8 protein-coding genes and 1 CRISPR repeat array are annotated in these 12,049 nt (G+C 36.7%); of the genes, 5 read left to right on the top strand and 3 right to left on the bottom strand.

Features of this window, described 5'->3' with window-relative positions; genetic code table 11:
• Positions 1-189: 189 nt before the first annotated feature.
• Genes murB through birA form a run of 3 tightly spaced genes read left to right on the top strand, consistent with a single transcriptional unit; the run spans position 190 to position 3,282 of the window.
• On the top strand, positions 190-1,200 hold the full coding sequence (murB, locus tag ACKJXD_RS00880; RefSeq protein WP_430875388.1) for a UDP-N-acetylmuramate dehydrogenase: 1,011 nt from the start codon (positions 190-192) through the stop codon (positions 1,198-1,200).
• An 11-nt stretch (positions 1,201-1,211) separates the two neighbouring features.
• On the top strand, positions 1,212-2,354 hold the full coding sequence (locus tag ACKJXD_RS00875) for an MFS transporter (RefSeq protein WP_220215344.1): 1,143 nt from the start codon (positions 1,212-1,214) through the stop codon (positions 2,352-2,354).
• Positions 2,329-3,282: a bifunctional biotin--[acetyl-CoA-carboxylase] ligase/biotin operon repressor BirA gene (gene birA / locus ACKJXD_RS00870; RefSeq protein WP_430875268.1), complete on the top strand. Its 954-nt coding sequence runs from the start codon at positions 2,329-2,331 to the stop codon at positions 3,280-3,282. Before ACKJXD_RS00875 ends, birA begins: the two co-directional genes overlap by 26 nt.
• Positions 3,283-3,698: 416 nt before the next feature.
• Positions 3,699-4,459: direct repeats of the CRISPR family, unit length 29 nt; unit sequence GAGTTCCCTATATACATAGGGATAAACCG.
• A gap of 175 nt (positions 4,460-4,634) precedes the next feature.
• Here birA and ACKJXD_RS00865 read toward each other — a convergent pair.
• Positions 4,635-6,947 (bottom strand): zinc/cadmium/mercury/lead-transporting ATPase, encoded by a 2,313-nt coding sequence (locus ACKJXD_RS00865; protein ID WP_430875267.1) that lies wholly within the window; start codon positions 6,945-6,947, stop codon positions 4,635-4,637.
• A 211-nt stretch (positions 6,948-7,158) separates the two neighbouring features.
• On the opposite strand from ACKJXD_RS00865, the gene ACKJXD_RS00860 reads away from it, so the two are divergent.
• Positions 7,159-8,364: an MFS transporter gene (locus ACKJXD_RS00860; protein WP_430875266.1), complete on the top strand. Its 1,206-nt coding sequence runs from the start codon at positions 7,159-7,161 to the stop codon at positions 8,362-8,364.
• Positions 8,365-8,411: 47 nt separating this feature from the next.
• Here ACKJXD_RS00860 and surE read toward each other — a convergent pair whose 3' ends face one another.
• Complete coding sequence (gene surE, locus ACKJXD_RS00855) at positions 8,412-9,194, bottom strand: 5'/3'-nucleotidase SurE (protein ID WP_430875265.1); 783 nt, start codon at positions 9,192-9,194, stop codon at positions 8,412-8,414.
• Between the two features lie 21 nt (positions 9,195-9,215).
• Positions 9,216-10,070: a KPN_02809 family neutral zinc metallopeptidase gene (gene ypfJ, locus ACKJXD_RS00850; RefSeq protein WP_430875264.1), complete on the bottom strand. Its 855-nt coding sequence runs from the start codon at positions 10,068-10,070 to the stop codon at positions 9,216-9,218.
• A gap of 428 nt (positions 10,071-10,498) precedes the next feature.
• On the opposite strand from ypfJ, the gene proP reads away from it, so the two are divergent.
• Positions 10,499-11,992: a glycine betaine/L-proline transporter ProP gene (proP, locus tag ACKJXD_RS00845; RefSeq protein ID WP_430875263.1), complete on the top strand. Its 1,494-nt coding sequence runs from the start codon at positions 10,499-10,501 to the stop codon at positions 11,990-11,992.
• The last annotated feature ends 57 nt before the right edge of the window (positions 11,993-12,049 follow it).

Here is a 12,049-nt window from a genome sequence, read left to right as displayed (position 1 = left end):
TATTCCATTTGCTTAACAAGATATTAAATAATTCACTTCATTTAGCATGTTCTGTTTAAGTAACTAAGTTATGTAAAAACTTCAAAAAGCTGACATTAGGTATTGAAGCTAAACAAATTTCAATTTAATTAATAGTTATTACGTTTGTATCATTTAGGATTAAATTATTTATAAAAATAAAGGTAGTTAATAATGAATCAAAAAATCCCCAATACTTTTGGTCTTGACGTTTTTGCAAAACAGGTCGTAACGGTATCAAGCGTTAAGGAACTACAAAATGTTTGGCAAGATAATGCCAATCAACCGATTATGATTATAGGTGAAGGAAGTAATACACTTTTTACTTGTGATTTTGAAGGGACGATTATCGTTAATCGCATTAAAGGTATTACCATAACCGAAACGGAGAACGAATGGTTGTTAAGAATAGGCGCTGGAGAAAACTGGCATGAGATTGTTTCAAAAACGATCACACAAAATATTGCCGGTCTAGAAAATTTAGCGCTTATCCCGGGCTGTATCGGATCTGCACCAATTCAAAATATCGGTGCTTATGGTGTTGAATTTCAAAAAGTTGCTGATTATGTTGAATTGCTGGAACTTGCAACCGGTAATATTATCACCGTGACTGACGGGCAATACGGATACCGTGAAAGCATTTTTAAACAACACTATTCGCAGGGTTATGCGGTAATTTATGTCGGTATAAAATTATCTAAACAATGGCAGCCAGTACTCACTTATGGTGAATTAAAAAACTTTGATGCTAAAACTGTCACGCCTAAAATGATTTTTGATAAAGTATGTGAAATTCGTCGCAGTAAATTACCCGATCCTAACGTACTTGGAAATGGCGGTAGTTTTTTTAAAAATCCAGTGGTGGAAAAAGTTATTGCTGACAAACTACTTGAAATCTACCCGGCAATGCCTATATACCCACAATCCAATAATCAAGTTAAATTAGCTGCTGGTTGGTTAATCGATCAGTGTGGTTTAAAAGGCTATCAGATTGGTGGTGCTGCTGTTCATCAACAACAAGCATTAGTTTTAGTTAATATCAATAAGGCAACGGCACAAGATGTGGTTAATTTAGCTCGTCATGTTAAAAATGCCGTTTTAAACAAATTTTCGATACATCTTTCCCCTGAAATTCGCTTTATCGGTGCAACAGGCGAAATTGATGTAGACAATTTTTTATAATCATTTGAACTATGAAACACTCTTATTCATTTCCGATTTTATTAACAAGTTTACTCTTTGTAACAATCGCTTTATCAGCATTAAATACCCAAGTACCACTATGGTTAGAAAAAGACCAGTTTTCTTTAGGACAAATTGGTCTGGTAGGGTCAAGTTATTTTGCTGGTAACTTGCTTGGTACAATCATGGCTAATTGGTTAATTAGTCATTTTAATGCTAGATATACTTATACCTATAGTTGTATTCTCTTCGCCATTGCCACCATTGGATTAAGTTTTTCAATGGATTTTTATAGTTGGGCAATATGGCGTTTTATGATTGGTATGGCTTGTGCGGTGACATGGGTTGTGATTGAAAGTTGTATACTGGTTACCGGAACAGTTCGTACACGAGGAAAAATGCTAGCGGTTTATTTAACTACTTATTATATTGGTACGGTGTTAGGGCAAGCGCTGTTAAGATATTTTCCGCAAGAAGTACTCTATTTTGGACTGGTTATTACACTATTAATGGCGTTAGCAATTTTATTTATTTTACTTACTCATTATAAATTACCTAAAAGAAAGAAAAGCGGTTTAAATATTGTTCCAATGATTTTACATAAGCCTTCTCGGATAGGGCTTATCGGTTGTATGATTGCCGGTATGTTAATTGGTTCTTTATATTCATTATTACCGGTCTACTATTCACATTTAGGTTATAATGATAGCCAAGTCGCTAATTGGATGATTCTACTCATTTTATCTGGTGTTATTGCGCAACTTCCTGCCAATTGGTGTGCAGATAAATATGGTCGTCGAGTGGTGTTACTGATTGAATCTTTGGTCATGTTAGTTGCATGTTTATTATTGATATTTAACTTGTTTGATGTCTTTGCCATTATTTTATTAGGCACAACGATCTACACTATTTATCCAATATCCATGGCATGGGCTTGTTCTTGTGTACGAAAACAAGATATTGTATCAATGAATCAAGCAATGTTATTAACCAATACTTTAGGAAGTCTTATTGCACCAGCAATAATTGCTTATATAATGGATATAACCAATAACTCTTATTTATTCATCAGTTTTGCTATAATTTCACTTTATTTCATTATTTTATTATTCTACAAGCGAGGAGCAAATGCGCAGTTACCAGAATCCCCTTAAATTAATTGAAATACTAGCCGACGGAAATTTTCATTCCGGCGAAGAGCTAGCATCAGATTTTGGTATTACGCGTGCCGGAATAAACAAATATATTAAAGTGCTTCGTGAATGGGGAATTGAATTATCCTCCATACAAGGTAAAGGCTATAGTTTAAAAATACCGATGGACTTATTTAATAAATCCAAGATAGATCAGTATTACCAAGCTGATAGTCGTGTTGAAATTTTACCGATCATCGACTCAACCAACCAATATATGCTGGATAAAATACCCGATTTAAAATCGGGAGATTGCTGTATAGCCGAGTTTCAGTCAAAAGCACGAGGAAGACGAGGGCGACAATGGTTTTCACCTTTTGGTACCAATCTCTATTTTTCAATGTATTGGCGCTTAGAGCAAGGCATTGCAGCAGCAATGGGATTAAGTTTAGTAGTCGGTATTGTTGTTACGCAGACTTTACGAGAATTATCGGGTCAAGATATCAAAGTAAAATGGCCTAATGATCTCTATCTTAATGACCAAAAATTAGCAGGTATCTTGGTCGAATTAGCGGGTAAAACAGGGGATTGTGCCCATGTTGTGATTGGTATCGGGGTTAATTTGAACATGACCAATCCTGACACGAATATTGTCAATCAAAAATGGGCTAATTTAGGGAATATCAATCGTAATTTATTAGTTGCCAAAATTGCAAAAACATTACGGGAAAATCTCGAAAAATTTGAAAAAAACGGATTAGCATTTTTTATTGATGATTGGAATCATCTCGATAATTTTATTCATCGTCCTGTTAAATTACTTATTGGTGATGAAGTGATTCGAGGTATTGCAAAAGGTATAAATGATCAGGGTGCTTTACTGCTTGAACAAGATGGCAAAATCGAAGCATATATTGGTGGCGAGATCTCTTTACGAAGTGATGAGTAACAAAGTGTTCCCTGTATACACAGGGATAATAAATGCTTATAAAGTTCAATAAATATCATGTTTATCAACTTTCCACTTTTGGATAAAAATGCTACCAAGTGAGTTAATGGCTTTACCCTGTTTATAACAAGTAGAATGTGACAAAGTACAAAAAGGAAAAATATTTCACAGCAATTCATCAAAATCCATTCCCAAAACCGAGAAATGAGCTTGTAATTAGAAATTGGTCGGTGCAAAAATAAATTACAAGAAGAATAGGTGCATTCAACTCCTAGCTAAATTCAATTAACTAACTGATTAATATAAGTTAATGTGTTTAAAATATCTAAAAGCCAACTGAGTAAAAAAACAACAAAAAAGTTGGTAGAATTTTACACTTTGCTATTTTAATTAATAAACAATAGGTTATAATTAGGGAGTTCCCTATATACATAGGGATAAACCGTAAAATTATCTCAATTGCAAATCGTAGTTACTGAGTTCCCTATATACATAGGGATAAACCGCAAAATTAAAAATCAGGAGGTTTTATGTCATTGAGTTCCCTATATACATAGGGATAAACCGCGTGAGAGCCCAGCAGAGATGCTGGGCTTTTTGAGTTCCCTATATACATAGGGATAAACCGGTTTTTGCACCGTTAATTGAATATTTTAAACAGAGTTCCCTATATACATAGGGATAAACCGCGTCGGTGTTGATATTGACGCAGTTCGCGCCAGAGTTCCCTATATACATAGGGATAAACCGAATACAACGATTATTTAAAACTGTTGCAATCAGAGTTCCCTATATACATAGGGATAAACCGATAAATGGGTGCTGGATGAGGAGGCGAAAAACGAGTTCCCTATATACATAGGGATAAACCGGGGTTTTGTTGCGGGATACTATTCATGAAATAGAGTTCCCTATATACATAGGGATAAACCGAATTCGGTATTGCGGTTATCACTGAAGATAAGGAGTTCCCTATATACATAGGGATAAACCGTACGTTAGCAAAATCTAGCGTCAGGATTGGCAGAGTTCCCTATATACATAGGGATAAACCGCAGGCGTACGATTTAATAAATAATTTTTTCTCGAGTTCCCTATATACATAGGGATAAACCGAAAAATATGATGATGTTATATAATGGCATATCGAGTTCCCTATATACATAGGGATAAACTGTTCGCATGCGAACAAAAATGGATAATAGCTAAGTTTTCTTTTATTCATAATAGCGCCAAGCAGGCAATTTTTAAAATCCCTGCTTGGTAGGTGTAGATAGATGCCATACCGTTTTCAAAACGTCTAAAACTCATTTTTTGACAATGGCGTTTCTACAACTTGTCATTTATAGTCCTTATTTTTTAAGTTTAAGCAGTCTTAAAGCATTGGCTGTGACAATCGCTGTTGTCCCCGAATCTGCTAATACAGCAAGCCAAAGTCCTGTAATACCAAATAGGCTGGTAATTAAAAATATCAACTTAATGCCTAAAGCAATTGTAATATTCTGTTTGATATTACGGTTAGCAAAGCGTGTTAAACGTATCAATTTTGGTAAACTCAATAAACTATTTTTGGTTAAAGCCGCATCGGCTGTTTCGAGTGCGACATCTGTTCCGCTACCCATTGCAATACCTACAGTAGCGGCTTTCATTGCAGGGGAGTCATTAATACCATCGCCAACCATGGCAATAGCGGTTGTGGTGCTTATTTTTTCAATTTCATTTAATTTATCGGCCGGTAAAAGTTCCGCTCGGTAATCAATATTGAGTTGTTGGGCAATAGCTTTGGCTGCTCGTTCATTATCACCTGTTAGCATCAAGGTTTTCAAGCCTAATTGATGAAGTTGATTGAGTGCACTGACCGCATCTTGGCGAAGTACATCTTGCAAAGCAATGATACCCAATAATTTTTGATGAGATACTACAACGACAACCGTTTTTCCTTCAGTTTCAAGCTGTTGTATAAGCTGTGCATCTTCTTGGGGTAATTGGGGTGATAGGGTGTCGAGTCTATTCGGGGCTACAACGTAAAAAGTCTCTTGATTGATATCTCCTTGAATACCGACCCCAGCAATCGCTTTACGATTATTGGCTTCAGTAAAAACAATCTTATTTTGTTTAGCATAGTCAAGGATAGCTTTGGCTAACGGATGATGTGATCCACTTTCCACCGCAGCAACAACAGTTAACAAGTGTTCGGTTGTGATATCACGATTGATGACATCGGTAACTTGAGGTTTGCCTTCGGTCAGGGTTCCGGTTTTATCAAAAGCAATCATTTTGATTGAACCTATATGTTCTAGGGCTGCACCGCCTTTAATTAAAACACCATATTTAGCCGCACTCGATAACGCAGAAGTAATAACAGCCGGTGTTGAAATCACTAACGCACATGGACAACCTATTAGTAGTAACGTTAATCCACGATAAATCCATGTGTACCAATCAGTCTGAATCAATAGAGGCGGAATAACCATTACTAATAGCGATAATAGGGCAATAGCAGGGGTATAATAGCGACTAAATTTATCAATAAATCGCTCTATCGGTGCTTTGCGTTCTTCAGCATCTTCAATAAGTTGTAAAATACGGTCAACAGCGTTTTGTCCTGTTTCTGAGACAACTTTTAATTGAATGGTGTTATCTACCACTAGTGAGCCAGCTAAAATTTTATCACCATATAAATAGTTGACTGGAATCGATTCCCCTGTTAGTGCGCTTTCATCAATGCTGGCTTGCTCACTGATTAAGATCACATCTGCCGGTAATCGACCGCCTGATGATATTTCGATAATATCGTCTGGTTTAAGACTATGACTTGCCACCGTTTTTCGATTTCCGTCAACAACAATCACGGTTTCTTCTGGCATTAATTCAACCAGTGAGGAAATACCTTTTTTAGCTTTATTGCTGGCAATCCCTTCAAGCATTTCGCCAATCATAAACAAAAAAATCACCATGGTGGCTTCTTCTGCGGCACCGATAAATAGCGCACCAATTGCTGAAATACTCATTAGCGTTTCAATGGCAAAAGGAGTGCCACTACGGGTTAATGTGATGGCTTCTTTGGCTATTGGAATGATGCCAATTATAGCCGTAACAATGAAGGCATATTTACCTATATCATGATTGATTAACAGGATGATATAACTTATTACAATTAAGATACCTAGCGTCACTAAAGGCAGTAGTGCTTTTTTATCCAAACTGTGTGAATGCTCATGATGATGTGGTAAGGATTCAAAAATAGGGGTATAACCTAATTCAACCACTTTATCTTCAATGAGTTTGATAATTTCTTTATTATTGTTGGGCACAAATACCATGAGTTTTCCAGTTGAAAACGTCATTTTTATTTGATTGATATCGGGTAACGTTTTGATTCCATTTTCAATTTTTTGGGCGCAATGCGCACAATCCATGCCTTGAATTTTCCATGTTAATTTGACAGTTGGGCTTTGCTGGTCAGGTTCATCGGGTGGAGGATCAAGATCATTGGTTTGCGTTTGAATATGATCATGATTTTCACGTCCCAGATTGGATTGATGGTTTTTATTAATATTACGGGCATGAAGTGAATTATGTGCATGATTATGTGTGATGTTTTGGCAGCTATCATGGCAGTGATGATCAGCGTGCTGATGAGTGGATTTGTTATTATATAACATAACGTTACCTCGGCTAGTTGATGATTTTTATTGTACGCTTGTATCATTAAAAATAAATCATTTTTTTTATGATATTTGTCAAGGTTTGGTTTGTATTAATTAAAAAGGATTGAAAACAAGTCATGCGGGATTAAACCCGAATGCTTAACATGTTTTTTGTTATGCTTATTTTCAGTATATAATTATTTCATTCTATATACAGGAAATCACTATGCCGAGTACTTCATCTTTTCGACAATTAAAAGGGGTAATTTTTACTGCTTTTCTTGTTACTACTTTCATTATCGGGATCGCAGGCGCTTTACAATCTCCGACATTAAGTCGTTTTTTAACTGATGAAGTCAATGTTGATCCCATTCTTGTCGGTCTTTTTTATTCAGTCAATGCGATTGCCAGTATTGTGGGGAGTTTCTTGTTGGCGAAATATTCGGATAAAAAAGGGGACAGACGACTCATTGTTATATTCTGTTGTTTAATGGGTGTTTTCAATAGTCTGATTTTTGCCTTTTCTCGGCACTATGTCTTTTTGATTACGTTGGGTGTGTTATTTGCGGCATTATCCTCAGCGGCAATGCCACAAATTTTTGCGTTAGCACGTGAGTATGCGGTTAAAACGGGTCGTAATGTTGTGGCATTTAACTCACTTATTCGAGCTCAACTTTCCTTGGCTTGGGTTATTGGTCCACCTTTGTCATTTACTCTAGCGATTGAGTATGGTTTTACTACCATGTATCTAAGTGCAATGGGGATGTTTTTTGTTGCGATGATCTTTGTTGCTATTTTTTTGCCTTCAGTCGAAAAAAATCCGGCTACACAGCAAACTCAAGCTATGAATCAGCAGGAGATAAATCAACCGTTATTCCAAAATAAAAATGTGGTTTTTTTATTTTTATCAACCGTATTTATGTGGACGGCGAATATGATGTATATCATCGATATGCCATTATATATAAAATCGAGTTTACATCTGTCGGATTCCTTGCCGGGTCAGTTAATGGGGCTTGCTGCAGGAATCGAAATTCCGGTTATGCTAATTGCCGGTTTTTTAGTACCTTATTTAGGAAAACGTAATCTATTTTTTATTGCAATTGGCTGTGGTGTTCTGTTTTATATTGGCATCATCCTGTTCAAAAATGAAGTAGCACTATTTTCATTGCAAATTTTTAATGCACTTTTCATCGGTATTGTGGCGAATATTGGAATTATCTATTTCCAAGATCTTCTTCCTACCCGAATGGGCGTTGCTTCAACGCTTTTTAATAATGGTATAACGTGTAGCGTTATCATTGCCGGTCTGATTCAAGGTTTCGTCTCTAAAGCATTTGGACATGAAATGATATATTGGATCGCTTTAATTATGGTGACGGTTTCTTTCCTGTTTTGTGCTTTTGTTAACGAATCAAAATCAAATCCTTAATAGTCTTTGTACGTCTTTCGCTATAGGAAAGACGTACGCATTAAGCATTAGTCAAGATTTAACGCATTTTGCAATGTGTTAAGACTAGGATAATGTGTTCTTTCATAACTCATGGGCGTGATTGCAACATAGCCACTGTTTGCTATATCCAGTTCTTTGTCTTCATGGCAAGCGGTTTGATTTCGTTTAGCTCTGAACCAAAAATAGTCATGTCCTTCTGGGTCTTTAGTCGGGGTGAGTATCAGTTCGCTTACATCCGGTTCCCCTTGTTTGGTGAGTTTATATCCTTTTATTTGATCAGCATTACAATCTGGAAAATTGACATTAAAACAGATGTTTTTAGGCATTGATAACCCATGCAATTTTCGAATGACGTTTTCAGCATGGTGAATGGCACAATGCCAATTTGTCGGTTGATTATCTTCACTGCTCACTTGGCTTAATGCCATTGCCGGTACGCCAAGGGTCATCGCCATCATGGCTGCCCCAACGGTACCCGATAAAATCGTTTCAAAGCCAACATTAGACCCATTATTAATACCGGATAAGACTAAATCAGGTAATTGGTCTGTCATTAGATGTTTTAATGCAAATAACATGCAATCTGCTGGCGTACCATAAACGGCGTATTCGGTATGAGAACGTTTAGAGACTCTGAATGGGGCTTTTAAACTGACGGAACAAGAAACGCCGCTTTGATCTATAATTGGCGCCACTACCCAAACTTCATGAGCCAGTTTTTCCGCCACATTTTTTAATATTTTGATGCCTTGGGCATCGATGCCGTCATCATTCACTAATAAAATACGATTCACTAATTTGACATCCATTTTGTTTCCTTATGTTGTTCGTTACTCAGTAAAAGTGTCACATTGTTCAATTGAACCACTATCAAACCCTTTTTTAAACCAAGCGTAACGTTGTTTCGACGTGCCATGTGTAAAACTATCGGGTACTACATAGCCATCACGTTGTCGTTGTAGGCGATCATCACCAATGGCTTCGGTTGTGTTCAGTGCTTGCTCGATATCACCAACTTCAAGTAAGTTCTGTTTTTGAACTGCATTTCCCCATAACCCTGCATAGCAATCGGCTTGCAATTCTAATCTTACTGATAATTGATTATCGCTAACATCGGAATATTGTTTAAATTGTTTTAGTTGATTAAATGTGCCGAGTAGATTTTGCACATGGTGACCGATTTCATGGGCAATGACATAACCTTGCGCAAAATCACCGCCACCGCCTAGTCGCTGTTTCATCTCTTGATAGAAAGAAGTGTCCAGATAAACCGTTTCATCAATACTACAATAAAACGGCCCCATAAAGGTTTGACCGGTACCGCAAGAGGTTTGCGTTGAGCCTGTATAAAGAACTAATTTGGATGGGATATAAGTTTTGCCGAGATGTTTAAATTCCTGGCTCCAATAATCTTCGGTGCTGGCTAAAATGACCGACGTAAATTTCGCTGCTTGCGGATCATCAATCGCATACTCAGCGCTGTTTTGTGGTGTGCTGTTAAGATCAATAACATCTGAATTGAGTAAACCCGTTAAATCAACGCCATAATAGCCGGCGATTAAAACAACAATGAATAGAACAACTCTGCCTTTACCACCAATAGGAATTCGCGTTCCTAGTTCACTTCCTGATTGTGAGCGGCGATCTTCAATATTATCACTCTCTCTTTGGTCTCTCCAGCGCATAGGAATTACCTCATCAGTTTTAGTAAAGTCATTTTAAAGGATTATTTCATGGGATACTAGGTAAAGTTAAATTTGTTACAGGTGAACGATTTAGAGAAGGGTGGAACAGCTATATTAAAAAAATTTAACCATAATTGTGTCGAATATATTGACGTGAAACTTTCAACTATCAGATTGGTTGTAATTTTACAACCTGATCTTATGTTGCTATAATTAAAGTCTATTTTTTGTCAAACTAAACGTAATTATCAAACTTAATTGATTGATAGTAATAACGATAAATCGTTTAATTCTTTTTCTGTTCCTTGTATATCTTCAAAATTTAAGTAATCAATAAACCATTTGTTGTTACTAAAGCACTATAGCAAGTCTTTATCAAAATTGTATTCAACTTATTCCATAATTTGCATGAAAATAGGCGGTTTTTTATGAAGAAGGCAAAAAAGTCAATTACAAAACCTTTGAATATTAATGATATTACCATTATTGATGATAGTAAGCTTAAAAAAGCCATTACGGCTGCTGCACTCGGTAATGCGATGGAGTGGTTTGATTTTGGTGTTTATGGTTTCTTAGCCTATATATTAGGGCAGGTGTTCTTTTCAAATGCATCCCCCAGTGTTCAAGTTGTCGCTGCGTTAGCCACTTTTTCAGTCCCTTTTTTAGTGCGTCCATTGGGCGGTGTGGTGTTTGGTTTATTAGGTGACAAATTAGGACGGCAAAAGGTGCTGTCTATGACAATTGTGATTATGTCGTTAAGTACCTTTTGTATTGGCTTAATTCCTTCTTATGCAACTATTGGGATTACCGCACCAATCTTATTGTTACTGGCGAAATTAGCACAAGGATTTTCAATTGGTGGTGAATATTCTGGAGCGGCAACCTTTGTGGCTGAATATTCGCCTGATCGTAAACGAGGATTTATGGGGAGTTGGCTGGATTTTGGGTCAATTGCAGGCTTTTTAATAGGTGCAGGGTTAGTTGTCATTTTATCTACTTTATTAGGTGATGCTAAATTTCGAGATTGGGGATGGCGTATCCCGTTCTTTTTTGCGTTACCTTTAGGGGTAATTGGTCTGTATTTGCGTCATGCGCTTGAGGAAACGCCCACTTTTCAGCAACAATCTGAGTCTAATGAACAACGGTCTGAAAAACCAACTAAAATTACGTTAAAACAGATTTTAACCCAATATTGGAAGAGTTTTATGGTCTGCGTGGGCTTAGTGATCGTGACCAATGTTACTTATTATATGTTGCTGACGTATATGCCAAGTTATTTATCGCACGATTTAAAATATCATTCCGATCATGGTGTATTACTGATTATTGCGATAATGATTGGTATGCTATTTGTTCAACCTATGATTGGCTTAATAAGTGATAAAATTGGGCGAAAACCCTTTATTATTGGCGGTAGTGTGGGGTTACTTATTCTTGCTTATCCGGCCTTTATGATGATTAATAGTGATAATATTGGTTTAATCTTTTTGGGATTACTGATACTTGCCATACTACTTAATTGCTTTACAGGTGTGATGGCATCTATTTTACCCGCTATTTTTCCTACCAATATCCGGTTTAGTGCGTTAGCTATCGCTTTTAATATCTCGGTATTAATTGCCGGAGCAACCCCAACAGTGGCAGCTTGGCTTGTCGAAGAAACCAATAACTTATATATGCCTGCATACTATTTGATGGTTGTAGCAATTGTTGGATTAGTCACTGGTTTAAAAATGCGAGAAACCGCAAATCAACCATTAAGAGGCGCCACACCAGCCGCTTCAAATCGTCGAGAAGCAAAAGAAATTTTATCGGATCATTTTGATTCAATTGAACAAAAAGTTGAAGATATTGACGAACAAATCGAGAATCTGCAAGAACAGCGTCAAGATTTAGTGGATCAGCATCCTAAGTTAGATTGAAAATTACATGATTCCAGTTATTAGGGAGTCTACCGATAGCTCGTTTAACACAATAGC

The sequence above is a fragment of the Gilliamella sp. G0441 genome, assembly GCF_050589305.1.
In the GTDB taxonomy this organism is placed as follows: domain Bacteria; phylum Pseudomonadota; class Gammaproteobacteria; order Enterobacterales; family Orbaceae; genus Gilliamella.
This window is presented reverse-complemented; position numbering and strand designations above follow the sequence as displayed.